The organism is Streptococcus mitis (assembly GCF_946188615.1).
GTDB lineage: Bacteria > Bacillota > Bacilli > Lactobacillales > Streptococcaceae > Streptococcus > Streptococcus mitis_BZ.
This window is the reverse complement of record NZ_CAMHVK010000007.1, coordinates 1-25,636: the sequence shown is the minus strand read 5'-3', so window position 1 is coordinate 25,636 and position 25,636 is coordinate 1. Positions and strand designations below refer to the sequence as shown.

27 protein-coding genes, 1 tRNA gene and 1 pseudogene are annotated in these 25,636 nt (G+C 40.7%); 27 read left to right on the top strand and 2 right to left on the bottom strand.

Annotated elements, in window-relative coordinates; all coding sequences use genetic code 11:
* The first annotated feature begins 7 nt into the window (after nucleotides 1-7).
* From infB to OCF95_RS07620, 25 genes and pseudogenes are all read left to right on the top strand, one after another.
* Nucleotides 8-2,800: a translation initiation factor IF-2 gene (infB, locus tag OCF95_RS07740; RefSeq protein WP_261105178.1), complete on the top strand. Its 2,793-nt coding sequence runs from the start codon at nucleotides 8-10 to the stop codon at nucleotides 2,798-2,800.
* Between the two features lie 251 nt (nucleotides 2,801-3,051).
* Nucleotides 3,052-3,402: a 30S ribosome-binding factor RbfA gene (gene rbfA, locus OCF95_RS07735; RefSeq protein WP_001273601.1), complete on the top strand. Its 351-nt coding sequence runs from the start codon at nucleotides 3,052-3,054 to the stop codon at nucleotides 3,400-3,402.
* Between the two features lie 212 nt (nucleotides 3,403-3,614).
* The gene (locus OCF95_RS07730; protein ID WP_020903130.1) at nucleotides 3,615-3,797 is read left to right on the top strand and encodes a hypothetical protein; all 183 of its coding nucleotides are present in this window, start codon (nucleotides 3,615-3,617) and stop codon (nucleotides 3,795-3,797) included.
* Nucleotides 3,798-4,062: 265 nt separating this feature from the next.
* Complete coding sequence (locus OCF95_RS07725; protein WP_020903132.1) at nucleotides 4,063-4,296, top strand: DUF1858 domain-containing protein; 234 nt, start codon at nucleotides 4,063-4,065, stop codon at nucleotides 4,294-4,296.
* Nucleotides 4,296-5,630, top strand: coding sequence for a DUF438 domain-containing protein (locus tag OCF95_RS07720; RefSeq protein ID WP_261078427.1), 1,335 nt, complete (start codon nucleotides 4,296-4,298; stop codon nucleotides 5,628-5,630). Before OCF95_RS07725 ends, OCF95_RS07720 begins: the two co-directional genes overlap by 1 nt.
* A gap of 9 nt (nucleotides 5,631-5,639) precedes the next feature.
* A complete protein-coding gene (locus OCF95_RS07715; protein ID WP_000119706.1) occupies nucleotides 5,640-5,894 on the top strand; it encodes a DUF1912 family protein in 255 nt (84 codons plus the stop codon).
* 95 nt (nucleotides 5,895-5,989) lie between these two features.
* Complete coding sequence (locus tag OCF95_RS07710; protein ID WP_042900374.1) at nucleotides 5,990-6,385, top strand: helix-hairpin-helix domain-containing protein; 396 nt, start codon at nucleotides 5,990-5,992, stop codon at nucleotides 6,383-6,385.
* A gap of 282 nt (nucleotides 6,386-6,667) precedes the next feature.
* Nucleotides 6,668-7,246: a flavin reductase family protein gene (locus OCF95_RS07705; protein ID WP_261105177.1), complete on the top strand. Its 579-nt coding sequence runs from the start codon at nucleotides 6,668-6,670 to the stop codon at nucleotides 7,244-7,246.
* Nucleotides 7,233-7,322 (top strand): annotated as a pseudogene (locus OCF95_RS07700) (GNAT family N-acetyltransferase); the annotation flags it as partial. The gene OCF95_RS07705 and the pseudogene OCF95_RS07700, both read left to right, overlap by 14 nt.
* A gap of 158 nt (nucleotides 7,323-7,480) precedes the next feature.
* Nucleotides 7,481-7,846 carry a hypothetical protein gene (locus tag OCF95_RS07695; protein WP_044791613.1) on the top strand — a complete coding sequence of 122 codons (366 nt, stop codon included), beginning with the start codon at nucleotides 7,481-7,483 and terminating at the stop codon, nucleotides 7,844-7,846.
* A gap of 1 nt (nucleotide 7,847) precedes the next feature.
* Entirely contained in the window at nucleotides 7,848-8,024 is a 177-nt protein-coding gene (locus tag OCF95_RS07690; RefSeq protein WP_160313322.1) for a hypothetical protein, read from the top strand.
* A 13-nt stretch (nucleotides 8,025-8,037) separates the two neighbouring features.
* Complete coding sequence (locus OCF95_RS07685; RefSeq protein ID WP_261105176.1) at nucleotides 8,038-10,689, top strand: valine--tRNA ligase; 2,652 nt, start codon at nucleotides 8,038-8,040, stop codon at nucleotides 10,687-10,689.
* 101 nt (nucleotides 10,690-10,790) lie between these two features.
* Nucleotides 10,791-12,122 carry an AAA family ATPase gene (locus tag OCF95_RS07680; protein WP_261105175.1) on the top strand — a complete coding sequence of 444 codons (1,332 nt, stop codon included), beginning with the start codon at nucleotides 10,791-10,793 and terminating at the stop codon, nucleotides 12,120-12,122.
* Entirely contained in the window at nucleotides 12,115-12,750 is a 636-nt protein-coding gene (locus tag OCF95_RS07675) for a hypothetical protein (RefSeq protein ID WP_261105174.1), read from the top strand. The genes OCF95_RS07680 and OCF95_RS07675 overlap by 8 nt, the downstream gene beginning before the upstream one ends.
* A gap of 380 nt (nucleotides 12,751-13,130) precedes the next feature.
* A complete protein-coding gene (rpoE, locus tag OCF95_RS07670; protein ID WP_000418416.1) occupies nucleotides 13,131-13,718 on the top strand; it encodes a DNA-directed RNA polymerase subunit delta in 588 nt (195 codons plus the stop codon).
* Nucleotides 13,719-13,954: 236 nt separating this feature from the next.
* The gene (locus OCF95_RS07665; RefSeq protein WP_261105173.1) at nucleotides 13,955-15,562 is read left to right on the top strand and encodes a CTP synthase; all 1,608 of its coding nucleotides are present in this window, start codon (nucleotides 13,955-13,957) and stop codon (nucleotides 15,560-15,562) included.
* Between the two features lie 119 nt (nucleotides 15,563-15,681).
* Nucleotides 15,682-16,755, top strand: a complete 1,074-nt coding sequence (locus tag OCF95_RS07660; RefSeq protein WP_023948248.1) for an N-acetylmuramoyl-L-alanine amidase family protein — start codon at nucleotides 15,682-15,684, stop codon at nucleotides 16,753-16,755.
* A gap of 204 nt (nucleotides 16,756-16,959) precedes the next feature.
* Nucleotides 16,960-17,259, top strand: coding sequence for a DUF4651 domain-containing protein (locus OCF95_RS07655; RefSeq protein ID WP_001013977.1), 300 nt, complete (start codon nucleotides 16,960-16,962; stop codon nucleotides 17,257-17,259).
* The gene (locus OCF95_RS07650; RefSeq protein ID WP_000615777.1) at nucleotides 17,256-17,573 is read left to right on the top strand and encodes a thioredoxin family protein; all 318 of its coding nucleotides are present in this window, start codon (nucleotides 17,256-17,258) and stop codon (nucleotides 17,571-17,573) included. The genes OCF95_RS07655 and OCF95_RS07650 overlap by 4 nt, the downstream gene beginning before the upstream one ends.
* Before the next feature lie 15 nt (nucleotides 17,574-17,588).
* Nucleotides 17,589-18,215, top strand: a complete 627-nt coding sequence (ytpR, locus tag OCF95_RS07645; RefSeq protein ID WP_261065730.1) for a YtpR family tRNA-binding protein — start codon at nucleotides 17,589-17,591, stop codon at nucleotides 18,213-18,215.
* Between the two features lie 42 nt (nucleotides 18,216-18,257).
* Complete coding sequence (locus OCF95_RS07640; RefSeq protein ID WP_000165332.1) at nucleotides 18,258-19,019, top strand: SDR family oxidoreductase; 762 nt, start codon at nucleotides 18,258-18,260, stop codon at nucleotides 19,017-19,019.
* Nucleotides 19,020-19,095: 76 nt separating this feature from the next.
* A complete protein-coding gene (locus tag OCF95_RS07635) occupies nucleotides 19,096-19,491 on the top strand; it encodes a single-stranded DNA-binding protein (RefSeq protein WP_000282439.1) in 396 nt (131 codons plus the stop codon).
* A 155-nt stretch (nucleotides 19,492-19,646) separates the two neighbouring features.
* Nucleotides 19,647-19,931 (top strand): co-chaperone GroES, encoded by a 285-nt coding sequence (groES, locus tag OCF95_RS07630; RefSeq protein WP_000917335.1) that lies wholly within the window; start codon nucleotides 19,647-19,649, stop codon nucleotides 19,929-19,931.
* A 15-nt stretch (nucleotides 19,932-19,946) separates the two neighbouring features.
* Nucleotides 19,947-21,569 (top strand): chaperonin GroEL, encoded by a 1,623-nt coding sequence (gene groL / locus OCF95_RS07625; protein WP_143952463.1) that lies wholly within the window; start codon nucleotides 19,947-19,949, stop codon nucleotides 21,567-21,569.
* A gap of 137 nt (nucleotides 21,570-21,706) precedes the next feature.
* Nucleotides 21,707-22,474 carry an epoxyqueuosine reductase QueH gene (locus OCF95_RS07620; RefSeq protein ID WP_020900987.1) on the top strand — a complete coding sequence of 256 codons (768 nt, stop codon included), beginning with the start codon at nucleotides 21,707-21,709 and terminating at the stop codon, nucleotides 22,472-22,474.
* 235 nt (nucleotides 22,475-22,709) lie between these two features.
* On the opposite strand, the gene ntdP is transcribed toward OCF95_RS07620, so the two are convergent.
* Together ntdP and recX are read right to left on the bottom strand one after the other, a co-directional pair.
* Nucleotides 22,710-23,243: a nucleoside tri-diphosphate phosphatase gene (ntdP, locus tag OCF95_RS07615; protein ID WP_000775316.1), complete on the bottom strand. Its 534-nt coding sequence runs from the start codon at nucleotides 23,241-23,243 to the stop codon at nucleotides 22,710-22,712.
* An 88-nt stretch (nucleotides 23,244-23,331) separates the two neighbouring features.
* Entirely contained in the window at nucleotides 23,332-24,108 is a 777-nt protein-coding gene (gene recX, locus OCF95_RS07610; RefSeq protein ID WP_033684804.1) for a recombination regulator RecX, read from the bottom strand.
* 37 nt (nucleotides 24,109-24,145) lie between these two features.
* Here recX and rlmD point away from each other — a divergent pair, with 37 nt between their 5' ends.
* Complete coding sequence (gene rlmD, locus OCF95_RS07605) at nucleotides 24,146-25,501, top strand: 23S rRNA (uracil(1939)-C(5))-methyltransferase RlmD (protein ID WP_173875852.1); 1,356 nt, start codon at nucleotides 24,146-24,148, stop codon at nucleotides 25,499-25,501.
* A 58-nt stretch (nucleotides 25,502-25,559) separates the two neighbouring features.
* Nucleotides 25,560-25,631, top strand: a tRNA-Glu gene (locus tag OCF95_RS07600).
* The last annotated feature ends 5 nt before the right edge of the window (nucleotides 25,632-25,636 follow it).

The window sequence follows — 25,636 nt, the reverse complement described above, 5'->3', positions numbered from 1 at the left end:
ACATGATTTGTCTAAGAAAAGATTGTACGAAATCGCAAAAGAACTTGGAAAAGAAAGTAAAGAAGTTGTAGCGCGTGCAAAAGAGTTGGGCTTGGATGTGAAAAGCCACTCATCAAGTGTGGAAGAAGCTGTCGCTGCAAAAATCGCTGCCAGCTTTAAGCCTGCAGCTGCTCCAAAAGTAGAAGCAAAACCTGCAGCACCAAAAGCAAGTGCAGAAAAGAAAGCCGAAAAATCTGAGCCAGCTAAACCAGCTGTAGCCAAGGAAGAGGCAAAACCGGCTGAGCCAGTTGCTCCGAAGGCAGAAAAAGTAGCAACAAAACCGCAAAGCCGTAATTTCAAGGCTGAGCGTGAAGCCCGTGCCAAAGAGCAGGCAGAACGACGCAAGCAAAATAAGGGCAATAACCGTGACCAACAACAAAACGGAAACCGTCAGAAAAATGACGGCCGTAATGGCGGAAAACAAGGTCAAGGCAACCGCGACAATCGTCGCTTTAATGACCAAGCTAAGAAACAGCAAGGTCAGCAAAATCGTGGTAATGAGCGCCGTCAACAAGAGGACAAACGTCCAAATCAAGCGGCTCCACGTGTTGACTTTAAAGCCCGTGCAGCAGCCCTAAAAGCAGAGCAAAATGCAGAGTACGCACGTTCAAGTGAGGAACGTTTCAAGCAGACTCAGGCTGCCAAAGAAGCCTTAGCCCAAGCAAACAAACGCAAGGAGCCAGAGGAAATCTTTGAAGAAGTGGCTAAGTTAGCTGAACAAGCGCAACAAGTTCAAGCAGTGGTTGAACCAGCTCCTGTAGCTAAAGAAGCGCCAGTGGATACACGTCGTAAAAAACAAGCTCGACCAGACAAAGAACGTGATGATTATGATCACGAAGAAGATGGTCCTAGAAAACAACAAAAGAATCGAAGTAGTCAGAATCAAGTGAGAAATCAAAGAAATAGTAACTGGAATAACAACAAAAAGAACAAAAAAGGCAATAACAAGAACAACCGCAATCAGACACCAAAACCTGTTACGGAGCGTAAATTCCATGAATTGCCAACAGAATTTGAATATACAGATGGTATGACCGTTGCGGAAATCGCAAAACGTATCAAACGTGAACCAGCTGAAATCGTTAAGAAACTCTTTATGATGGGTGTCATGGCCACACAAAACCAATCTTTGGATGGGGAAACAATTGAACTCCTCATGGTGGATTATGGTATCGAAGCCAAACAAAAGGTTGAAGTGGACAATGCCGACATCGAACGTTTCTTTGTCGAGAATGGTTATCTCAATGAAGATGAATTGGTTGAGCGTCCACCAGTTGTAACGATCATGGGACACGTTGACCACGGTAAAACAACACTCCTAGATACCCTTCGTAACTCTCGCGTTGCGACAGGTGAAGCAGGTGGTATCACGCAGCATATCGGTGCCTACCAAATCGTGGAAAATGGTAAGAAGATTACCTTCCTTGATACACCAGGACACGCGGCCTTTACATCTATGCGTGCGCGTGGTGCATCTGTTACCGATATTACTATCTTGGTCGTAGCGGCAGATGACGGGGTTATGCCTCAGACTATCGAAGCCATTAACCACTCAAAAGCGGCCAACGTTCCAATCATCGTAGCTATTAACAAGATTGATAAACCAGGTGCTAACCCAGAACGCGTTATCGGTGAATTGGCAGAGCATGGAGTTATGTCAACTGCTTGGGGTGGAGATTCTGAATTTGTTGAAATCTCAGCTAAATTCAACCAAAACATCGAAGAATTGTTGGAAACAGTCCTTCTTGTGGCTGAAATCCAAGAACTCAAAGCAGACCCAACAGTGCGTGCTATCGGTACGGTTATCGAAGCTCGCTTGGATAAAGGAAAAGGTGCGGTCGCAACCCTTCTTGTTCAACAAGGTACCTTGAATGTTCAAGACCCAATCGTTGTCGGAAATACCTTCGGTCGTGTCCGTGCTATGACCAATGACCTTGGACGTCGTGTTAAGGTTGCTGGACCATCAACACCAGTTTCAATAACAGGTTTGAACGAAGCACCGATGGCAGGTGACCACTTTGCCGTTTACGAAGATGAAAAATCTGCGCGTGCAGCTGGTGAAGAGCGTGCAAAACGTGCCCTCATGAAACAACGTCAAGCTACCCAACGTGTCAGCCTTGAAAATCTCTTTGATACCCTTAAAGCTGGGGAACTCAAGTCAGTTAACGTTATCATCAAGGCCGATGTACAAGGTTCTGTTGAAGCCCTTTCTGCCTCACTTCAAAAGATTGACGTGGAAGGTGTCAAAGTTACCATCGTTCACTCAGCGGTCGGTGCTATCAATGAATCTGATGTGACCCTTGCGGAAGCTTCAAATGCCTTTATCGTTGGTTTCAACGTACGCCCTACACCACAAGCTCGTCAACAAGCCGAAGCTGACGATGTAGAAATCCGTCTCCACAGCATTATCTATAAGGTTATCGAAGAGATGGAAGAAGCCATGAAAGGGATGCTTGATCCAGAATTCGAAGAAAAAGTTATCGGTGAAGCAGTTATCCGTGAAACCTTCAAGGTATCTAAAGTCGGAACTATCGGTGGATTCATGGTTATCAACGGTAAGGTTACCCGTGACTCTAAAGTTCGTGTTATCCGTGACGGTGTCGTTATCTATGATGGCGAACTCGCAAGCTTGAAACACTACAAAGACGACGTCAAAGAAGTTACAAACGGTCGTGAAGGTGGTTTGATGATTGAAGGCTACAATGATATTAAGATGGATGATGTGATTGAGGCGTATGTCATGGAAGAAATCAAACGATAAGATTTTTTGCTCCTTTCTTAGGTGGTGAGGGACGCAAGCAAACCGATGGTTTCATTGCTTATTTTTGAGCCTAGGGTCTCAAAAATCCCCTGTGATGGGACTGATAAATCAGTTCCATCACTTTCACCACGGCGAAAGAAGCAGATTATTTCAAATTGAACTTCGTTACAATTTGAAATGAAAATCAATAAATTTAAAAATAGCTAGGTCTGCTGGCCTAGCTTTTGGTTCGAAGTAGAGAAAGGAATATCATGGCAAATCATTTCCGTACGGACCGTGTGGGCATGGAAATCAAGCGTGAAGTCAATGAGATTTTGCAAAAGAAAGTCCGTGATCCGCGTGTCCAAGGTGTGACCATCACAGATGTTCAGATGCTAGGTGACTTGTCTGTTGCCAAGGTTTACTACACCATTTTGAGTAACCTTGCTTCAGATAATCAAAAAGCTCAAATCGGGCTTGAAAAAGCAACTGGTACCATTAAACGTGAACTTGGTCGCAATTTGAAATTGTACAAAATCCCAGATTTGACTTTCGTCAAAGACGAGTCCATCGAATATGGAAACAAGATTGACGAGATGCTACGCAATCTGGATAAGAACTAAAAAGGAGGGGAAACCCTCTTTTTTTGTGGGGGAAAAGGCAATAAAACATGCTGGCGGAATATTTCCAGAGTTATATTAAAAAGCTTTATAAAATTCAACTTGTATGATATTATAGGAAATAAAAAGAGTGAGAGAGAACGATTTTTCAGCAATAGCCAGCAAGGCTGGTATCGTTAATATTTTGAAAGTGTAGTTAAACGAGGGAAGATAATATGGGACTCATAAAAACTCTAGCTAAAACTTACGGGAATTACTTTTTGACCATGCAAGGTGTAAAAGTAATGAAAACGATAAAGAAAGATGACCATGCCGTTGTCGGTCTGGGGAAACTCTTTATTGCAGACAAGTTAATGGATACGGCTCGGTGGCTCATTAAGCCAGAGGAGAGAGAATGAAATTTTTTTTGGGTCTTCTTGCTATTATTTTTATCAAACCAATTTTTGGGATTATGAAATTCCTGTGGATGATCATCTCTTTTGCGGTCCAATTGCTGTTTTACAAGATATTATTTAAAATATTGGATTGGCTTTTTAAACTTATCTAGATGGTAATCCAAATCGCAGAGAACTAGCAGGAACTCTACTGCTAGTTTTTTAATCTCTTTCCTTATGGTATAATGAAAGAAGTAAAATCATTTTAGAACATACAATGGAGGTCGTCATGGATAATATCATCGATGTGTCAATTCCTGTTGCAGAAGTGGTGGACAAGCATCCAGAAGTCTTGGAAATCCTAGTGGAGCTGGGTTTTAAACCTCTAGCCAATCCTTTGATGCGCAACACCGTTGGGCGCAAAGTATCGCTTAAACAGGGTTCTAAGCTTGAAGGAACTCCTATGGACAAGATTGTCCGCATACTGGAAGCGAATGGCTACGAAGTGATTGGTTTAGACTAATGGTAGATGAACGGATTCATGTCCTGCGGGATATTTTGTTAGAATTGCACAATGGTGCCTCTCCTGAGTCGATTCAGGAGCGTTTTGATGCGACCTTTGCGGGTGTCTCAGCCATCGAGATTTCCCTCATGGAGCACGAGCTGATGAACTCAGACTCAGGTGTCACCTTTGAAGATGTCATGGAACTCTGCGATGTCCATGCCAATCTTTTTAAAAATGCTATTAAAGGTGTTGAAGTTTCAGATACCGAACACCCTGGGCACCCAGTTCGTGTCTTTAAGGAAGAAAATCTGGCTCTCCGCGCTGCCTTGATTCGCATTCGGAGATTGTTAGATACTTATGAGTCTATGGAAGATGAAGAAATGCTTGCGGAGATGCGCAAGGGCTTGGTTCGTCAGATGGGTCTTGTGGGGCAATTTGACATCCATTACCAACGTAAAGAAGAACTTTTCTTTCCCATCATGGAGCGCTATGGTCACGATTCGCCTCCAAAAGTTATGTGGGGAGTGGATGATCAGATCAGGGAACTCTTTCAAACAGCTTTAGCGACAGCCAAGTCACTACCTGAAGTGCCGATTCGCAGTGTAAAGGAAGCTTTTGAAGCTTTTGCGACAGAGTTTGAAAGTATGATTTTCAAGGAAGAGTCCATCCTTCTCATGATTCTCCTTGAGTCCTTTACTCAGGATGACTGGCTTCAGATTGCGGAGGAGAGCGATACCTATGGCTATGCCATCATCCGTCCGTCTGAGAAATGGGTGCCAGAAAGACAGAGTTTTGTTGAGGAAAAGAGCGCAGAGGAGCCTATTCAGCTAGAAACGGTAGAGGGTCAAGTTCAGAAAGTCATCGATACGCCAGAAGGTCAGTTTACAATTACCTTTACTCCTAAGGAAAAGGAAGCAGTGCTGGACCGTCATAGTCAACAGTCTTTTGGCAATGGCTATCTCTCGGTCGAGCAGGCCAATCTCATTCTCAATCACCTCCCTATGGAGATTACTTTTGTCAATAAAGACGATATTTTCCAGTATTATAATGACAATACGCCGACTGACGAGATGATTTTCAAACGGACGCCGTCACAAGTTGGGCGCAATGTTGAACTCTGTCATCCACCTAAGTATTTGGACAAGGTTAAGACCATTATGAAGGGGCTTCGTGAGGGTACTAAGGACAAGTATGAAATGTGGTTCAAGTCTGAGTCGCGAGGTAAGTTTGTCCACATCACCTACGCAGCAGTGCACGATGAAGAGGGAGAATTTCAAGGGGTGCTGGAGTATGTTCAGGATATCCAGCCCTACCGTGAGATTGACACGGACTATTTCCGTGGATTAGAATAAGGAGAAAAAATGAGTTACGAACAAGAATTTATGAAGGAATTTGAAGCTTGGGTCAATACCCAGATTATGATCAATGACATGGCACACAAGGAAAGCCAAAAAGTCTACGAAGAGGACCAAGACGAGCGTGCCAAAGATGCCATGATTCGCTACGAAAGCCGCTTGGATGCTTATCAGTTCTTGCTTGGTAAGTTTGAAAACTTCAAAGCAGGTAAGGGATTCCATGATTTGCCAGATGGCTTGTTTGGTGAGCGAAATTATTAAACGAGAAAGATTCTTGATTTTTTACTAAAATCTTGATAGAATATTTATATTAAATCCTTGTCAGAGCAGGGGTTTTTTATTGAAAGGATTTTATCATGTCAAAGAAACTCAATCGTAAAAAACAATTACGAAATAGCCTCCGTCGTGCAGGTGCTTTTTCAAGTACTGTGACTAAGGTTGTAGAAGAGACAAAAAAAGTCGTGAAACGTGCAGAACAGTCAGCAAGCCAAGCTAGTAAGGCTGTTTCTAAAAAAGTTGAACAAGCAGTAGAAGCTACCAAAGAGCAAGCTCAAAAAGTAGCCAATTCTGTAGAAGATTTTGCAGCAAACTTGGGTGGACTTCCACTTGACCGTGCTAAGACCTTCTATGATGAAGGAATCAAGTCTGCTTCAGATTTCAAAAACTGGACTGAAAAAGAACTCCTTGCCTTGAAAGGAATCGGCCCAGCTACCATCAAGAAATTGAAAGAAAACGGCATCAAATTCAAGTAATCTTTCTTGTCCCTTGCATTTCCGAAAGAATCTTGCTACAATAGAGCCATTAGAGGTGTTTTGAATCTCGCATTTTACAGAAAGTGGCGGCGCTGAGAAGTCCACAAATGTGTCAAAACTGGTTGCTAATGACTGAAAAATTGAAATAAAAGTGTCTTTTTGTTTTAAAGACGAGAGTTGCGGGCGTTGCCCGAATTTGGGTGGTACCGCGGATAAACACATTCGTCCCTGTCATGGATATGGCAGGGCTTTTCTTTTGTGTCTTAGGCAAAGGAGGTTGTCATGAAGCAATCTTTTAACACAAGTAAACTCTATTATGGTTTTCCTATCTTCATTTTGGGGTATCAGGATCAGAATTTTGGACACAATATTACGACCTGTAGCTCCTCTTATAGCCTGGGAGATTGGCTGGTCATCGGTGTTGGCACTGAGGAAAATGCGGCTGACCAGATTAAGTACTATCAGAAGTTCACCGTAAATATTCCTGATGAAAATCTCATGCTCGATATGGAGCAGGCTGGTTTTATCAGTCATCGGGAGAAACTGAAACACCTGGGGCTAGACTACGAGATTTCTGAACGGACTCAGGCACCGATTTTAGAGGATTGTCCAGTCGTTTTGAATTGTCAGGTAGATCGGATTATCGAGGAAGAGGGAATTTGTCATATTTTCGCTAAGATTGTTGAGCGACTTGCTGATCCAGATCTCTTGAATGAGAAAGGGCATTTTAAAAATGACCGTTTTTCACCGACTTACTTTATGGGGGACGGTCACCAGCGCATTTATCGCTATTTAGATAACCGTGTTGACTCTATGGGGAGCTTCATCAAGAAAGCGAGGATGAAGGATGTCAAGAGCTGAATTACCAGAACGATTAGAAACCGAACGACTCGTCCTACGAGTTCCTACAGTGGCAGATGCTGAGGATATCTATACCTAAGCTAGTCTCCCAGAGGTCGCATATCCAGCAGGCTTTCTACAGTCAACGAGTCGCAGAAAAACTTGGATTTACAATTAAAACAAGAATTTTTCTGATTCTAGTAGTGAATGATATTTTTTAAATTTAAGTAACTAAATAGAAATGGAGGTATATAGATGGAAAATGATAGTTTAGAATTGATTGTTAAAGAAATAGAAAAAGAACAGGTAGAAGAAGTTAATAGATTTGAAATGAACTTGTCTCAAGGAATCAATAAGTATAAGGAAATTTTACCTGATGATTTGATAACACCACAACTTCAGTCTAAGATAGATGATGAAGTTAAGCTACAAATGATTGAATTTCAAGATAGCATTGACTTGAAACCTAAGGCATTATACCATGCGCTAAAAATGGAAGCAGAGTTAAATCCTAATATTGAAGAAGTACAATTGAAAAAGAGTGCTTATGAATTTTTAGAAAAGACGACAAAGAATAAATACCTGAAGAAGATTATTCGAGAGTTGAAAAAAGGAGTATAGAATGGCAAATGTTGGGAATTTAGCTGCTAAGGGAGGAAAAGCTGTTATTAAATTTATTCTCGATTTAATAACAGAATACTTAAAAAGTGAGCAATTTAAAAAACAAATGAAAGCCATGATTGAATCTTTGGTAAACAAAATGGTTTCTAAAGTTTTGAAAGAAAAAAATAATAACTAGAAAGGACAAACACATGTCTAAAGAACTTTCACCTAAATACAATCCAGCAGAGGTTGAGGCTGGTCGTTACCAAAAATGGCTTGATGCCGATGTTTTCAAGCCTTCAGGCGATCAAAAAGCCAAGCCTTATTCAATCGTGATTCCACCACCAAATGTAACTGGTAAGCTTCACCTTGGTCACGCTTGGGATACGACTTTGCAGGATATCATTATCCGTCAAAAACGCATGCAAGGCTTTGATACACTTTGGCTTCCAGGGATGGACCACGCGGGGATTGCGACTCAAGCTAAGGTTGAGGAACGCTTGCGTGGAGAGGGTATTACACGTTATGACCTAGGTCGTGAAAAATTCCTCGACAAGGTCTGGGAATGGAAAGACGAATATGCCACTACTATCAAGGAACAATGGGGCAAGATGGGGCTCTCTGTAGACTACTCTCGTGAGCGTTTCACTCTTGACGAAGGTTTGTCAAAAGCTGTTCGTAAGGTCTTTGTGGACCTTTACAAGAAAGGTTGGATCTACCGTGGTGAGTTTATCATCAACTGGGACCCAGCTGCTCGCACTGCCCTTTCTGATATCGAAGTTATCCATAAGGATGTGGAAGGTGCCTTCTACCACATGAATTACATGCTGGAAGACGGCTCACGCGCCCTTGAAGTTGCCACTACTCGTCCTGAGACCATGTTTGGAGACGTTGCCGTTGCGGTCAACCCAGAAGATCCACGCTACAAGGACTTGATTGGAAAAAACGTCATCCTTCCAATCGCTAATAAACTAATCCCAATCGTTGCAGACGAACATGCCGATCCCGAGTTTGGTACTGGTGTTGTTAAAATCACGCCTGCCCATGATCCAAACGACTTCTTGGTGGGTCAACGCCACAACTTGCCACAAGTCAACGTCATGAACGACGACGGAACTATGAACGAGCTTGCCTTCGAATTTGCAGGCATGGACCGTTTTGAAGCTCGTAAGGCAGTCGTTGCTAAGTTGGAAGAAATCGGTGCCCTCGTTAAAATCGAAAAACGTATTCACAGTGTTGGTCACTCAGAGCGTACAGGTGTTGTGGTGGAGCCACGCTTGTCTACGCAATGGTTCGTTAAGATGGATCAATTGGCTAAGAACGCCATTGCCAACCAAGACACAGAAGACAAGGTAGAATTCTACCCACCTCGTTTCAACGATACCTTCCTCCAATGGATGGAAAATGTCCACGACTGGGTAATCTCTCGTCAGCTCTGGTGGGGCCACCAAATCCCTGCTTGGTACAATGCTGAGGGTGAAATGTATGTTGGGGAAGAAGCTCCAGAAGGTGACGGATGGACTCAGGACGAAGACGTCTTGGATACTTGGTTCAGTTCTGCCCTCTGGCCATTCTCAACCATGGGCTGGCCTGATGTCGACTCAGAAGACTTCAAACGTTACTTCCCAACTTCAACATTGGTAACAGGTTACGATATCATCTTCTTCTGGGTATCTCGTATGATCTTTCAATCATTGGAATTCACTGGTCGTCAGCCATTCCAAAACGTTCTGATCCACGGTCTTATCCGTGACGAGCAAGGACGCAAGATGTCTAAATCTCTTGGCAATGGGATTGACCCAATGGATGTTATTGAGAAATACGGTGCAGATGCCCTTCGTTGGTTCCTTTCAAATGGTTCTGCACCAGGGCAAGACGTGCGCTTCTCTTACGAGAAAATGGATGCTTCATGGAATTTTATTAACAAAATCTGGAACATCTCTCGCTACATCCTCATGAACAATGAAGGCTTGACCCTTGAACAAGCTACTGTCAATGTGGAAAAAGTTGCCAACAAGGAAGCTGGAAATGTCACAGACCGCTGGATTCTCCACAACCTCAATGAAACGATCGGCAAAGCTACTGCCAACTTTGACAAGTTTGAGTTTGGTGTCGCTGGACACATCCTCTACAACTTCATCTGGGATGAGTTTGCGGACTGGTACGTTGAGTTGACCAAGGAAGTCCTATACAGCGACAACGAAGAAGAGAAAGTCATCACACGTTCTGTTCTCCTTTATACTTTGGACAAGATCCTTCGTCTCCTCCACCCAATCATGCCATTCGTGACAGAAGAAATCTTTGGACAAATTTCAGAAGGCTCTATCGTTACAGCTGCCTACCCAACTGTCAATCCAGCCTTTGAAGACCTTGCTGCCCACACTGGTGTGGAAAGCCTTAAAGACTTGATCCGTGCTGTTCGTAATGCGCGTGCGGAAGTAAACGTAGCACCAAGCAAGCCTATTACCATCCTTGTTAAGACAAGCGATAGCGACTTGGAAGCCTTCTTTAACAGCAATGTCAACTACATCAAACGTTTTACAAATCCAGAACACTTGGAAATCGCGTCAAACATCCCTGCGCCTGAACTTGCAATGTCAAGCGTCATCACAGGAGCAGAAATCTACTTGCCACTGGCAGACCTCCTCAATGTCGAAGAAGAACTTGCTCGTCTCGACAAAGAACTGGCTAAATGGCAAAAAGAACTGGATATGGTCGGTAAGAAGCTCTCTAACGAACGCTTCGTAGCCAATGCCAAAGCAGAAGTCGTCAAAAAAGAACGCGACAAACAAGCCGACTACCAAGCGAAATATGATGCGACCGTCGCACGGATTGATGAGATGAAGAAGTTGGTGAAATAAAATAAGATATATTTAGTAGACAATTTATGTTCTCGTTCTGCTTTTTTACGTAGTTTATGATAGACTGATGGTAAGAGTCCTATTTCAAAAGGAGATAATACATGAAACTAATAATAGATAATATAGGGAACATTAAACATGCAGAAATTGAAATAAAAGGAATTACAACTATTGCTGGTTATAATGGTACTGGAAAAAGCACAATAAGTCGTTCTTTATTTTCAATCTTTAGCGCTAACTATGATTTATTTAATAAAATTTCCAGTGATAGAACTAAATCAATTAATCAAATTTTGTCAAAATATTTATCAGATATTGAGGTGGATTGGGAAACTTATCCTGAAAGAAGACAATTTAGAAGGATAGCGCCAAGACAAGTTGTTAGAGAGTTGATAAAAACAATTTCAGACAATTTATTACTCATTATTGATGAAAGCTATGGAAAACTTCATAGAAATATTCTTAAACAAAGTATTACGGAGTCAATTGATGAATTTAATAATAGTAATGTTAGGTATTCCGTTTCAAGTGTTGAGACTATAGATTTGGATGACATTTCAAAAAGTATTGAAGAGGTGTTATCTCAGTCAGACAAGTCTATTTTTAATCAAATTTTAACGAAGCATTTAAATGATGAATTCCATAATCAAATAAATAATATATATGACCCAGTAACGGGGATAATTTCGTTACAAATAAAAGAAGAGCAAATAAACGTTGAAGTTAACCAAAATGTGGCTTCTTCAGATAAATTAGTGAATTTTAGAACGGATGTAGTCTATATTGATGACGCAGCAGCTATAGTTGATAATATATATTTGGATAGTTTTTGGTTTAAAATCAATTCAAAATTGAATCATAATGCTCACTTAATAGAACAAATGGAAGATGAAAGCTATAATACATATACATTACGAGCTAGAACAACGGATAGATTGAACTTAGTGTTTAGGAATATTAATGATCTATTGCGAACGGAGTCTGTAAATAGTTCAAAAGATGAGGAGGATGAAAAAAAACTTAATATAGTCAATTATTCTTCGGGTATGAAAACATTTTACTTAATTAAATCTCTTTTGGAAAAGGGTGTGATTAGAGAAAATGGAACACTGATCTTAGATGAACCTGAAGTACATTTACATCCAGAATGGCAATTGAAATTTGCTGAAATTATAGTACTACTTCAGAAGGAATTTGGATTACATATTCTTATTAACACTCATAGCCCCTATCTTTTAAATGCTATTGAAGTCTATTCAAAAATTCATAAACTTATGTCAAATACAAAATACTATTTAGCGAAAGTTGATGAGTCAAATATCCCTATCATCGAAGATATTCAATACGAAACAAATAAAATTTATGATTTATTAACAGTACCTTTTGAAAAACTTGACAAGCTCGAGGAACTTTTGGAGGGGAATGATGATTAGTTGTTTTATGAGTGGTCATGTTATCAAAAATAACTGCCAAAAAACACTGAGAGATTGTTCAAAAGATGACCAAGGATACGCGTTATCGAATATTGCTGACGATGTGGTTGATTTTGATAATGTAAAAAAAATTTATTGTGCCAAACATTTAAATGCATCATATACAATTTTAAAATCAGTTGATACTTATTTGGAAGGAAATAATGATCAAATATTTTTGATAGAATTTAAGAATGCCAAGATTGATCAAAAACAGAAACATGGGCTAAATTTAAAATTGAAAGATAGTCTTTTGATTTTGATGGACTCATTTGGATTTAATTTGAAAGATTTTCAAAAACGATTGAATTATATTGTAGTATATCGTGAAGAGAAGAATGATGTTTCGTCGGAATATCTCGAAATTGCCACAGAAAATGCCATCCCAGCGAGCTTTAAGAATCGAAATTTAAAGAAAAAAATTTCAAAAAGAACTACAAAAGAATTTTTTACGTTTTGGGATTTAAATAAATATGAACATAGTCTAGTTAATGAGGTATATACTTTAAACGAACATGAGTTTTTACAATATTATAATTCAAAAATAAAACATGTAAAAAGAAATGTTAGTTCATATTCATTTTCTTAATCTATAACTTTCTTCTCACTGAGAATTTTTTAAGATTTTACCCAGTCTAACATTAGCTATTACCTATTATCTCAGACTAGCTAATTACTTTTAGAAAGCAGGTTACTACATGACAAATTCTGTAAGTTCGAACCGCTCTGAGAAGTTCGACATTGTAGCTTAATTTTCATATATAATCGCATTGAATTTATCTGGATTGATATTGAAAATCCACCAATCGATGTTATCGGCTGGGTAGCAAAGAAATAAAAAGTCCTGTCACTTTCTCTCCCTTAACCTTTGACTATTCCGCAAAATTATCGTAAAATAAAGAGTAAATGATAAAATGAGGTCAGAGTCTGTTCGCTCTGGCGATAGTAGTATAAATGAGGAGAAACGCTTTGGAATTAGAAGTATTTGCTGGGCAAGAAAAAAGTGAACTATCTATGATTGAGGTAGCGCGTGCTATCTTGGAACTTCGTGGTCGCGATCATGAGATGCATTTTAGCGATCTTGTAAACGAAATTCAAAACTACCTTGGAACATCAAACAGCGATATCCGCGAAGCTTTGCCTTTGTTCTACACAGAGTTGAACTTTGACGGTAGCTTCATCTCTCTTGGAGACAACAAATGGGGTCTTCGTTCATGGTATGGTGTAGACGAAATCGACGAAGAAATCATCGCTCTTGAAGAAAGTGACGACGATGAAGTAGCTCCAAAAGCTAAGAAAAAACGTGTCAATGCCTTTATGGATGGTGATTCAGATGCCATTGACTACAATGCAGATGATCCAGAAGACGAAGATGCATACGAAGCAGACCCAGCTCTTTCATATGATGATGAAAATCCAGATGATGAGAAAAATGAAGTGGAAGCTTACGATGCAGAAATCAATGAAATCGCCCCTGATGACTTGGGTGAAGACGTGGATCTCAACGAAGAAGACGACGAGTTTTCAGATGATGATACTGAAAACATCGAGGAATAAAAGTTAGCTATTGACAATTGTCCTATTTTTAGGTATCATATTGTTCGGGCACCTCTTTTAGAGGTCGGGGCTCCCTAGTTCTTAGGGAGCTATTTTTGTTTTTTCAAGAAGTTATCTTCTTGTATTCTAGTTGTGAATCTGGTGCAGTCGTCCCAGATTATTCTTATTAGTAGGGTCTTGTTTTCTATGTCCCCTCGTAGTTAACAAGGCCTTGAGCATTTTAGAAAGAGGAATCTATGTCTACGAAATATATTTTTGTAACTGGTGGTGTGGTATCGTCTATTGGGAAAGGTATTGTCGCAGCAAGTCTGGGGCGTCTCTTGAAAAATCGTGGTCTCAAAGTAACCATTCAAAAATTTGACCCTTATATCAATATCGATCCGGGAACTATGAGTCCTTACCAGCACGGGGAAGTTTTTGTGACAGATGACGGAGCTGAGACAGATTTGGACTTGGGTCACTATGAACGTTTCATCGATATCAATCTTAATAAATATTCCAACGTGACAACTGGTAAAATTTACAGTGAAGTTCTTCGTAAGGAACGCCGTGGAGAATACCTTGGGGCAACTGTTCAGGTTATTCCTCATATCACAGATGCTTTGAAAGAGAAAATCAAGCGTGCCGCTGTAACGACAGACTCTGATGTCATTATCACAGAGGTTGGTGGAACAGTAGGAGATATCGAGTCCTTACCATTCCTAGAGGCTCTTCGTCAGATGAAGGCAGATGTTGGTGCGGATAATGTTATGTACATCCATACAACCTTGCTTCCTTACCTCAAGGCTGCTGGTGAAATGAAAACCAAACCAACCCAGCATTCTGTCAAAGAATTGCGTGGATTGGGAATTCAACCCAATATGTTGGTTATTCGTACAGAGCAACCAGCTGGTCAAGGAATTAAAAACAAACTAGCACAGTTCTGTGATGTGGCACCAGAAGCTGTTATCGAATCGTTGGATGTTGAACACCTTTACCAAATTCCATTGAACTTGCAGGCGCAAGGTATGGACCAAATTGTCTGTGACCATTTGAAATTAGATGCACCAGTAGCGGATATGACAGAATGGTCAGCTATGGTAGACAAGGTTATGAACCTTAAGAAACAAGTTAAAATTTCCCTTGTCGGTAAGTATGTGGAGTTGCAAGATGCTTATATCTCTGTGGTTGAAGCCTTGAAACACTCTGGTTATGCCAATGACGCAGAAGTTAAGATTAATTGGGTCAATGCCAATGATGTGACAGCGGAGAATGTGTCAGAGCTCTTGTCTGATGCAGATGGAATCATCGTGCCAGGTGGTTTTGGTCAACGTGGTACGGAAGGGAAAATCCAAGCCATTCGCTATGCGCGTGAGAATGATGTTCCAATGTTGGGAGTCTGCTTGGGAATGCAGTTGACTTGTATCGAGTTTGCTCGTCATGTTTTGGGTCTTGAAGGTGCCAATTCTGCTGAACTTGCACCAGAAACAAAATACCCTATCATTGATATCATGCGTGATCAGATTGATGTTGAGGATATGGGGGGAACCCTTCGTTTGGGGCTTTACCCATCTAAGTTGAAACGTGGTTCTAAGGCAGCAGCTGCTTATCACAATCAAGAAGTGGTGCAACGCCGTCACCGTCACCGCTATGAGTTTAACAATGTCTTCCGTGAGCAGTTTGAGGCAGCAGGTTTTGTCTTCTCAGGAGTTTCTCCAGACAATCGTTTGGTCGAAATTGTGGAAATTCCTGAAAATAAATTCTTTGTAGCGTGTCAGTATCACCCTGAACTGTCAAGCCGTCCAAATCGTCCAGAAGAACTCTACACTGCCTTTGTCACTGCAGCAGTTGAGAACAGCAATTAGCCAAATCAGAACCTTTGAGAAGAATCTCAGAGGTTTTTTACTTGCATATTTAGGATATGAGTTGCAAAATAAAAACATAGTGATATAATTAACATAAAAAATCCTAAGGAGGATCTACGATGAAAAAAATCACACTATTTGGTTTGTCTCTAGCAGGTTTAGCTTTACTGGCTTTTCCTCATTCAGGGCAGGCATTTGAGCTTAAAGAAGAATGGGTTGTTAAGTGTGGAGTACAGTATCAAGATGGCAAGATTCTTCGGTTTAACAATGGCCATGAAGTGGATATCAAAGTCTTGGATTTGCCAAAAACCGAGAAAATCGAGTGGACGGTCAGTCTCGATGGTCAAGATCAGACTGTCAATTTCCTAGGTCAAGAAAAGGACAAGTCTATGATCGGGGAAGAAGGGCGTTACCTGAATTTCTATGTTCCATATGGCTATAGAGGAGATATCAAGGTCGAGGCTAAGAGCGGAAACGAAGTAAAGACCTGGTCAACGAAAGTTGTGGATGATATTCATAATGATAGTGGAAAGAGAGGCTACTACCATATTAAAGAATCAAATGATCAATACACCTACCTCGATGCTAAATGGGATTATCAAACCAAGACTTACACTGCTACTTTACCAGAGACTGTTAATGGTCAAAAAGTTTTTGCTTGGGCAAATTATGATAATGACGAGTTGAAACTAGAAAAACTAAAATCTATCAGTCATAAATATGATGGAGGAGCTTTCAAAGAACTTTATCCGATTGTAAAAGCAGAAAGCTGGTTAAAATCAAACCAAAACTGGTACTATCAAAAACAAGGTCAATTAGTGCAGAAGGATTGGGTTTATGACAAGGGAACTTGGTACTTTATGAATGATAAAGGAGTCATGTTCAATCAAACTTGGCTTTATCAAGGTAACAACTGGTATGCCTTTAAATCATCAGGAGCCATGATTGCGAGTGACTGGCTTTACGATCAAGGCAAGTGGTACTATTTATCAACTTCAGGAGCCATGAAAGCAAGCGCTTGGGTTTATGACAAGGGAGAATGGTATTATGTAAGTTCTTCTGGTGCCATGCTAGCGAATGATTGGGTCAAAGATAATGGCAAGTGGTATTATCTGGCTTCATCAGGTAAGATGCTTCGCAATACCTACACCCCTGATGGTTACTACGTTGGCAACTCAGGTGCCTGGCAATAAGAATAATACTCTTCGAAAATCTCTTCAAACCACGTCAGCTTTATCCACAACCTCAAAACGCTGCTTTGAGCAATCTGCGGCTAGCTTCCTAGTTTGCTCTTTGATTTTCATTGAGTATAAGAAGTCCTTTTCCTTAAAGGAAGGGGCTTTTTACTTGCTTTTTTTCTGTTTCCTCATTTGTCCTAAAGCCTTTTTTGTGTTAAAATGAATGGTATGAAAGCTAAAAAAATGTGGATGGCAGGCTTGGCTCTGCTAGGTATTGGAAGCCTTGCCCTTGCTACGAAAAAAGTTGCAGATGACCGTAAGCTCAGGAAGACTCAGGAAGAGTTGACAGCGATTGTGCGAGACCATTTTTCAGACATGGGGGAAATTGCGACCCTCTATGTTCAAGTCTATGAAAGCAGTCTAGAGAGCTTGGTTGGTGGCGTCATTTTTGAGGATGGCCGTCATTATACCTTTGTCTATGAACATGAAGACCTAGTCTATGAGGAGGAAGTCTTATGATACAACCAGCAAGTTTAGAAGAATTAGCATCTTTAGTAGAAAAAGATGGCAAGAAGGTTTTTCTTTTTGTGGCGGACTGGTGTGGCGATTGCCGTTATATCTATCCTGCCTTGCCAGAAATTGAGGAGACCAATCCAGAGTTCACCTTTATTCGGGTGGACCGAGACCAGTACATGGATTTAGCCAAACTCTGGGATGTTTACGGAATTCCTAGCCTTGTAGTTCTAGAAAAAGACAAGGAAATCGGTCGTTTTGTTAATCGCGACCGTAAAAGCAAGCAACAAATTAACGACTTTTTAGCAGGACTGAAATAGGAGAAAAAGGAAACAATGATTTTTACATATAACAAAGAACATGTCGGTGATGTCCTTATGGTCATCGCGAAAAATAGAGGAGATGCCAAATTAGATGTGGAGCGCAAAGGCAAGGTAGCCCGTGTTTTCCTCAAAGATAATGGGGAAACAGTGGCGTGGAATATTTTCGAAGTTTCAAGTTTGTTTGAAATTGAAGAGCGCGGTCAAGTCTTTTTGTCTGATGAACAAGTAGCTCGTTTGAACCAAGAATTGCAGGCGGAAGGTTTTAAAGAAGAAATTGTCAATGACAAGGAACCTAAGTTTGTTGTTGGTGAAATTGTCGAGATGGTAGCCCATCCTGATAGTGACCACCTCAACATCTGCCAAGTTGCAGTCGCAAGTGATAAGACGGTACAAATCGTTGCAGGTGCTCCCAATGCGCGTGTCGGTCTGAAAACCATTGTAGCCCTTCCTGGAGCAATGATGCCCAAAGGCAATCTCATTTTCCCAGGTGAGCTTCGTGGTGAAAAGAGTTTTGGCATGATGTGTAGTCCTCGTGAATTGCATCTGCCAAATGCTCCGCAAAAACGTGGTATTATTGAATTATCAGAAGACCAAGTTGTCGGAACTCCATTTGATCCAGCGAAGCACTGGACTGCTTAGGAACTTGTCAGTATCTGAATACACCACCTAGAAGGAAATAAGATGACAAAAAATGTTGTGATTACAGGGGCGACATCAGGAATCGGTGAAGCGATTGCGCGTGCTTATCTGGAGCAGGGTGAGAATGTCGTTCTAACTGGACGACGGACAGACAGGTTAGAAACCCTTAAGTCGGAGTTTGCAGAAACTTTTCCAAATCAAACCGTCTGGACCTTTCCACTGGATGTGACGGATATGGCTATGGTAAAGACTGTTTGCTCTGACATTCTAGAAACGATAGGGCGGATTGATATCTTAGTCAACAACGCCGGACTGGCTCTAGGTTTAGCACCCTATCAGGACTATGAAGAGTTGGATATGTTGACCATGTTGGATACCAATGTCAAAGGTTTGATGGCAGTTACTCGCTGTTTTTTGCCAGCAATGGTAAAAGCAAATCAAGGACATATCATTAATATGGGCTCAACCGCAGGAATTTATGCCTATGCAGGTGCAGCAGTTTATTCAGCTACCAAGGCAGCAGTTAAGACCTTTTCAGATGGACTGCGAATTGATACCATCGCAACGGATATCAAGGTGACGACTATTCAACCGGGAATTGTCGAAACAGATTTTTCGACGGTACGTTTTCACGGTGATAAAGAACGAGCTGCGTCTGTTTACCAAGGAATAGAAGCTTTGCAAGCTCAGGATATCGCAGACACAGTAGTCTATGTGACCAGTCAACCTCGTCGTGTGCAGATTACAGATATGACCATCATGGCCAATCAACAAGCGACAGGTTTCATGGTTCATAAAAAGTAAAAAATTTTCTCGAAAAGTTACAAATTTCTGTAACTTTTTTGATTTCCTACGAATAGATAAGTAGGAGGAAGAAAATATGTATAATAAAGTTATCTTGATTGGACGTTTAACGTCTACACCAGAATTGCACAAAACCAACAATGACAAGTCAGTAGCGCGTGCAACCATTGCTGTGAATCGTCGTTACAAAGACCAAAATGGGGAGCGCGAAGCTGACTTTGTCAATATGGTTCTATGGGGCAGACTAGCAGAAAGCTTGGCCAGCTACGCAACTAAAGGAAGTCTCATTTCAGTGGATGGAGAACTTCGTACCCGTCGTTTTGAGAAAAATGGCCAGATGAACTATGTGACTGAAGTACTTGTCACAGGATTCCAACTTCTGGAAAGTCGTGCCCAACGTGCCATGCGTGAAAATAATGCAGGCCAAGATTTGGCGGATTTGGTCCTGGAAGAGGAAGAATTACCATTTTAAGCATTAAAAAGTCTGAGTTGGTCTCAGGCTTTTTATCTTGAGAAAGTCAGACTTTTTTCTTGACTATTTCTGACCAAGTGATACAATAGAACTATGAATTAGCACTCAGGTATAAAGAGTGCTAATAATATCTATCTCATCATGGAGGAAAGCAGATGTTGAAACCATTAGGAGACCGTGTGGTCTTGAAAATTGAAGAAAAAGAACAAACTGTTGGAGGCTTTGTCCTCGCAAAATCAGCCCAAGAAGAAACGAAAACAGCTACAGTAGTGGCTACTGGACAAGGTGTTCGTACCTTGAACGGTGACTTGGTTGCTCCAAGTGTTAAAGCTGGAGACCGTGTCTTAGTTGAAGCTCACGCAGGTCTTGATGTCAAAGATGGCGATGAAAAGTACATCATCGTAGGCGAAGCTAACATCTTGGCTATCATTGAAGAATAGAAGGAGAAAGTAAGTATGTCAAAAGAAATTAAATTTTCATCAGATGCCCGTTCAGCTATGGTCCGTGGTGTCGATATCCTTGCAGATACTGTTAAAGTAACCTTGGGACCAAAAGGTCGTAATGTCGTTCTTGAAAAATCATTCGGCTCACCCTTGATTACCAATGACGGTGTGACCATTGCCAAAGAAATCGAGTTGGAAGACCATTTTGAAAATATGGGTGCCAAATTGGTATCAGAAGTAGCTTCTAAAACCAATGATATCGCAGGTGACGGAACGACAACTGCAACTGTTTTGACTCAAGCTATCGTCCGTGAAGGCATCAAAAATGTCACAGCAGGTGCCAACCCAATCGGTATCCGTCGTGGGATTGAAACAGCAGTTGCCGCAGCAGTAGAAGCCTTGAAAAACAACGCCATCCCTGTTGCCAATAAAGAAGCCATTGCTCAAGTTGCTGCCGTGTCTTCTCGTTCTGAAAAAGTTGGTGAGTACATCTCTGAAGCCATGGAAAAAGTTGGCAAAGATGGTGTCATCACTATCGAAGAGTCACGTGGTATGGAAACAGAACTGGAAGTTGTGGAAGGAATGCAGTTTGACCGCGGTTACCTTTCACAGTACATGGTGACAGATAGCGAAAAAATGGTTGCTGACCTTGAAAATCCGTACATTTTGATTACCGACAAGAAGATTTCAAATATCCAAGAAATTTTGCCACTCCTCGAAAGCATTCTCCAAAGCAATCGTCCACTCTTGATTATTGCGGATGATGTGGATGGTGAAGCTCTTCCAACTCTTGTTTTGAACAAGATTCGTGGAACCTTTAACGTAGTAGCAGTTAAGGCACCTGGTTTTGGTGACCGTCGCAAAGCCATGCTTGAAGACATTGCGATCTTGACAGGCGGAACAGTTATCACAGAAGACCTTGGTCTTGAGTTGAAAGATGCGACAATTGAAGCTCTTGGTCAAGCAGCGAGAGTAACTGTGGACAAAGATAGCACTGTTATTGTAGAAGGTGCTGGAAATCCTGAAGCCATTTCTCACCGTGTTGCGGTTATCAAGTCTCAAATCGAAACCACAACTTCTGAATTTGACCGTGAAAAATTGCAAGAACGCTTGGCCAAATTATCAGGTGGTGTGGCGGTTATTAAGGTCGGAGCCGCAACTGAAACTGAGTTGAAAGAAATGAAACTCCGCATTGAAGATGCCCTCAACGCTACTCGTGCAGCTGTTGAAGAAGGAATCGTTGCAGGTGGTGGAACAGCCCTTGTAAATGTTATCCCAGCCGTGGCTGATTTGGAATTGACAGGAGACGAAGCAACAGGCCGCAATATTGTTCTCCGTGCATTGGAAGAACCAGTCCGTCAGATCGCGCACAATGCAGGATTTGAAGGATCTATCGTTATCGATCGTTTGAAAAACGCCGAGCTTGGTACAGGTTTCAACGCAGCAACTGGCGAATGGGTCAACATGATTGAAGAGGGAATCATCGACCCAGTTAAAGTGAGCCGTTCAGCCCTACAAAATGCAGCATCTGTAGCCAGCTTGATTTTGACTACGGAAGCAGTCGTAGCTAATAAACCAGAACCAGCAGCTCCGGCTCCAGCCATGGATCCAAGCATGATGGGTGGCATGATGTAAGCTTTCTATAGAAAACAACTTATAAAAAACACAAAAGGAGGGAATGTCTATTCCTCCTTTTTATGATATTCACTTCTAAATTGATTTGAGCTCTCTTAACTTATATGATAAAATAAGACTAGAAAAAGGAGAAGAACATGATCGATGTAGAAGAAATTCTGAGCAAGATGAACCCCAATCAGAAGATTAATTATGACCGTGTTATGCAGAAGATGGTACAAGTATGGGAGAAAAATGAGCAGCGCCCAACCATTCTCATGCATGTTTGCTGTGCCCCTTGCAGTACCTATACTCTAGAATATTTGACTAAGTATGCAGACGTGACTATCTATTTTGCTAATTCCAATATCCATCCCAAGGCAGAATACCATAAGCGTGCCTATGTGACTAAAAAGTTTGTCAGTGATTTCAATGAGCGAACTGGCAATAACGTTCAATACCTAGAAGCTCCTTATGAACCTAACGAATATCGTAAACTGGTTCGAGGTTTGGAAGAAGAGCCTGAAGGTGGCGACCGTTGTAAGGTTTGCTTTGACTACCGCCTGGATAAAACAGCGCAAGTGGCTATGGATTTAGGTTTTGACTACTTTGGATCAGCCTTGACCATCAGTCCTCATAAGAATTCTCAAACCATCAACAGTATCGGAATCGATGTGCAAAAGATTTATACCACCCACTATCTTCCCAGCGATTTCAAGAAAAATCAGGGTTACAAACGTTCAGTAGAGATGTGTGAGGAGTATGATATCTATCGTCAATGTTATTGTGGGTGCGTCTATGCAGCCCAAGCTCAGAATATTGACCTTGTTCAGGTCAAGAAGGACGCTACAGCTTTCTTGTTGGATAAGGATGTGGAAAAAGACTATTCCCACATCAAATTTACTGTTACAAAATTGGATATATAAGGATAAGCCCAGCTGCAAAGCTGGGTTTTTATACTCTTCGAAAATCAAATTGAAAATCAAATTCAAACCGCGTCTACGTCGCCTTGCCGTATATATATGTGACTGACTTCGTCAGTCTTATCTATAACCTCAAAACAGTGTTTTGAGCAATCTGAGGTTAGTTTCCTAGTTTGCTCTTTGATTTTCATTGAGTATTAAAATAAAAAACCAGGGATTTCACCCTAGTTTGACAACTTTACCGATTCTTTAGTTCTACATAGCGCTTGTACCAAATGTTTACATAGGCTTCTGAGAAAGGACCTCGTCCATTGTTAATCCAATCAACAAGAATTTTGACATGTTCTTTTAAAATATAGTCCAAGTCATCAGAATAATTCATTTTGCGTTTGTGACGCTCATACTCCTCAACGTCCAAGAGACGTTTCTCTCCATCTGTAAAAATTTTAACATCCAAATCGTAATCAATATACTTCAGTGCTTCTTCATCCAGATAGTAGGGGCTAGCCATATTGCAATAGTAGGAAATTCCATTATCGCGAATCATGGCAATGATATTAAACCAATATTTCTTGTGAAAGTAAACAATAGCCGGTTCTCGAGTGACCCAACGACGACCATCACTTTCGGTAACCAGTGTATGATCGTTGACACCAATAATGGCGTTTTCTGTTGTTTTTAGTACCATGGTGTCCCGCCAAGTTCGGTGGAGACTCCCATCATGCTTATAACTTTGAATTGTAATAAAGTCGCCTTCTTTTGGAAGCTTCATAACTAACCAACTTTCTACAATTTATAAGTTTATCATTTACTATTGTATCATAAAATTACCTAAAATCTGTGAATTTTACATGAAAATATTAAAGATATTCTCTGAGAGCGCTTGCTATATCCGAAAAATCGTATCCTTTTCGTGCTAAAACTTGAGTTAAACGCTGTTTAAGTTCGTATCCTTCATATTTTCGGGCATACTTAGCATATTGCTTATCAAGTTCCTTGAAGATGAGTTCCTGAGTCGTTTCTTGGTCAACTTGACTATCCAACTGATCAAAGGCACTTTTAGCATCAGAATAGGAAAATCCCTTGTTGGTCAAGTTCTGGATAATCTTATCTTGCAAGGCACGAGCTGGAAGTTTTCCTTCATATTTTTTCAATAGTTTATTAGCTACACGTTGAGCAACTTCCGAAAAATCAAATTCTTTCAAGGTCTCCTCTATAGTAGATTTTGAAATCCCCTTTTGTACTAGTTTCTGAGTCAGTACATAAGGTCCCTTGTCTCCTGAAAGTTGATTAGCATTGATGATAGCATAAGCGTAATGGCCATCATTAATCCAATTATCTTCTTTAAGATTAGCAATGACTTGGGAAGCTATGTCTTCATCAATATCGTATTTTTTCAGATATTCTCTGACTTCTTTTTCAGTGCGAGCTTTAAAGGATAGGTGGTAGAGGGCTAGATTCTTACCATAAGAAAATTGAGCAAAGTCCTGAATCTCCTTCAATTCCTCTTCGCTTATCATCTTATCTCTAGATAACATAAAACGAACAATTGTATCTTCAGTAATGTAGCATTTGTCGCCATTATCAAGCTCCATCATATAGAGTCTTTTTTTCTTTTCAAGTTTTGTGATTTTCATAGTTCTATTATAACTCAAAATGTGATAAGATAGGGATATGAATCTGAAAGTGAAACAAAAAATACCATTAAAAATCAAGCGCATGGGAATTAATGGTGAGGGAATCGGCTTTTATCAAAAAACCTTAGTCTTTGTGCCTGGTGCTCTCAAAGGTGAAGATATCTATTGTCAGATTACTTCTATTAAACGTAACTTTGTAGAGGCAAAACTACTGAAGGTCAACAAGAAGTCTAAATTCCGTGTTGTGCCTGCTTGTACTATTTACAATGAATGCGGAGGCTGCCAAATCATGCACCTGCATTATGATAAGCAGCTGGAGTTCAAGACGGACTTACTTCACCAAGCGCTAAAAAAATTTGCTCCTGCAGGATATGAAAACTATGAAATCCGCCCAACTATTGGAATGCAGGAACCAAAATATTACCGTGCTAAGTTACAATTTCAGACTCGAAAATTTAAAAATCAGGTTAAGGCGGGCTTATATGCACAAAACTCTCACTATTTAGTAGAGTTGAAAGACTGCCTGGTACAAGACAAGGAAACCCAAGTGATTGCTAATCGTCTAGCAGAATTACTTACTTATCACCAGATTCCAATCACGGATGAGAGAAAAGTTCTAGGTGTTAGAACTATAATGGTCCGACGAGCAAGAAAGACTGGACAGGTTCAGGTTATTATTGTTACAAACCGCCAGCTTAATTTAACCCAACTAGTAAAAGACTTAGTTAAAGATTTTCCAGAAGTTGTGACAGTGGCTGTGAATACAAATACAGCTAAAACCAGTGAAATTTATGGTGAAAAGACAGAGATTATCTGGGGAGAAGAGAGTATTCAAGAAGGTGTACTTGATTATGAATTTTCACTATCTCCTCGAGCTTTCTATCAACTGAATCCTGAACAAACAGAAGTCCTTTATAGCGAGGCAGTAAAAGCGCTGGATGTTAGTAAAGAAGACCATTTGATTGACGCATATTGTGGAGTTGGAACAATTGGTTTTGCCTTTGCAAAGAAAGTAAAAACACTCAGAGGTATGGATATTATTCCAGAAGCTATTGAAGATGCCAAGCGAAATGCTAAAAGAATGGGATTTGACAATACTCATTATGAAGCTGGAACGGCAGAAGAGATTATTCCTCTCTGGTATAAGGAAGGCTACCGAGCAGATGCTCTGATTGTGGATCCACCACGTACAGGTCTGGATGATAAGTTATTAGATACTATTCTTACTTATGTACCAGAAAAAATGGTCTATATTTCTTGCAATGTTTCGACCTTGGCTCGTGATTTAGTACGTTTAGTAGAAGTCTATGATCTCCATTATATCCAGTCGGTCGATATGTTCCCGCATACAGCTCGAACGGAAGCTGTTGTAAAATTAATAAAAAAAGTTTAAAAAAAGTGTTGACAAAGTTTGAAAAGCCAGTATAATAGTAAGAGTTGAAAACAACTCTGGTCCGTTGGTCAAGGGGTTAAGACACCGCCTTTTCACGGCGGTAACACGGGTTCGAATCCCGTACGGACTATGGTA

Excerpts from the sequence above, each read along its gene's own strand:
- OCF95_RS07680 (WP_261105175.1), top strand. The coding sequence starts at position 10,791 with ATGAAACTAATAATAGATAATATAGGGAACATTAAACATGCAGAAATT.
- OCF95_RS07695 (WP_044791613.1), top strand. The coding sequence starts at position 7,481 with ATGGAAAATGATAGTTTAGAATTGATTGTTAAAGAAATAGAAAAAGAA.
- OCF95_RS07690 (WP_160313322.1), top strand. The coding sequence starts at position 7,848 with ATGGCAAATGTTGGGAATTTAGCTGCTAAGGGAGGAAAAGCTGTTATT.
- OCF95_RS07650 (WP_000615777.1), top strand. The coding sequence starts at position 17,256 with ATGATACAACCAGCAAGTTTAGAAGAATTAGCATCTTTAGTAGAAAAA.
- rlmD (WP_173875852.1), top strand. The coding sequence starts at position 24,146 with ATGAATCTGAAAGTGAAACAAAAAATACCATTAAAAATCAAGCGCATG.
- OCF95_RS07635 (WP_000282439.1), top strand. The coding sequence starts at position 19,096 with ATGTATAATAAAGTTATCTTGATTGGACGTTTAACGTCTACACCAGAA.
- OCF95_RS07660 (WP_023948248.1), top strand. The coding sequence starts at position 15,682 with ATGAAAAAAATCACACTATTTGGTTTGTCTCTAGCAGGTTTAGCTTTA.
- OCF95_RS07715 (WP_000119706.1), top strand. The coding sequence starts at position 5,640 with ATGAGTTACGAACAAGAATTTATGAAGGAATTTGAAGCTTGGGTCAAT.
- OCF95_RS07710 (WP_042900374.1), top strand. The coding sequence starts at position 5,990 with ATGTCAAAGAAACTCAATCGTAAAAAACAATTACGAAATAGCCTCCGT.
- OCF95_RS07640 (WP_000165332.1), top strand. The coding sequence starts at position 18,258 with ATGACAAAAAATGTTGTGATTACAGGGGCGACATCAGGAATCGGTGAA.
- OCF95_RS07720 (WP_261078427.1), top strand. The coding sequence starts at position 4,296 with ATGGTAGATGAACGGATTCATGTCCTGCGGGATATTTTGTTAGAATTG.
- OCF95_RS07730 (WP_020903130.1), top strand. The coding sequence starts at position 3,615 with ATGGGACTCATAAAAACTCTAGCTAAAACTTACGGGAATTACTTTTTG.
- groES (WP_000917335.1), top strand. The coding sequence starts at position 19,647 with ATGTTGAAACCATTAGGAGACCGTGTGGTCTTGAAAATTGAAGAAAAA.
- OCF95_RS07725 (WP_020903132.1), top strand. The coding sequence starts at position 4,063 with ATGGATAATATCATCGATGTGTCAATTCCTGTTGCAGAAGTGGTGGAC.
- ytpR (WP_261065730.1), top strand. The coding sequence starts at position 17,589 with ATGATTTTTACATATAACAAAGAACATGTCGGTGATGTCCTTATGGTC.
- rbfA (WP_001273601.1), top strand. The coding sequence starts at position 3,052 with ATGGCAAATCATTTCCGTACGGACCGTGTGGGCATGGAAATCAAGCGT.
- OCF95_RS07620 (WP_020900987.1), top strand. The coding sequence starts at position 21,707 with ATGATCGATGTAGAAGAAATTCTGAGCAAGATGAACCCCAATCAGAAG.
- OCF95_RS07655 (WP_001013977.1), top strand. The coding sequence starts at position 16,960 with ATGAATGGTATGAAAGCTAAAAAAATGTGGATGGCAGGCTTGGCTCTG.
- OCF95_RS07685 (WP_261105176.1), top strand. The coding sequence starts at position 8,038 with ATGTCTAAAGAACTTTCACCTAAATACAATCCAGCAGAGGTTGAGGCT.
- ntdP (WP_000775316.1), bottom strand. The coding sequence starts at position 23,243 with ATGAAGCTTCCAAAAGAAGGCGACTTTATTACAATTCAAAGTTATAAG.
- recX (WP_033684804.1), bottom strand. The coding sequence starts at position 24,108 with ATGAAAATCACAAAACTTGAAAAGAAAAAAAGACTCTATATGATGGAG.
- groL (WP_143952463.1), top strand. The coding sequence starts at position 19,947 with ATGTCAAAAGAAATTAAATTTTCATCAGATGCCCGTTCAGCTATGGTC.
- OCF95_RS07675 (WP_261105174.1), top strand. The coding sequence starts at position 12,115 with ATGATTAGTTGTTTTATGAGTGGTCATGTTATCAAAAATAACTGCCAA.
- OCF95_RS07665 (WP_261105173.1), top strand. The coding sequence starts at position 13,955 with ATGTCTACGAAATATATTTTTGTAACTGGTGGTGTGGTATCGTCTATT.
- OCF95_RS07705 (WP_261105177.1), top strand. The coding sequence starts at position 6,668 with ATGAAGCAATCTTTTAACACAAGTAAACTCTATTATGGTTTTCCTATC.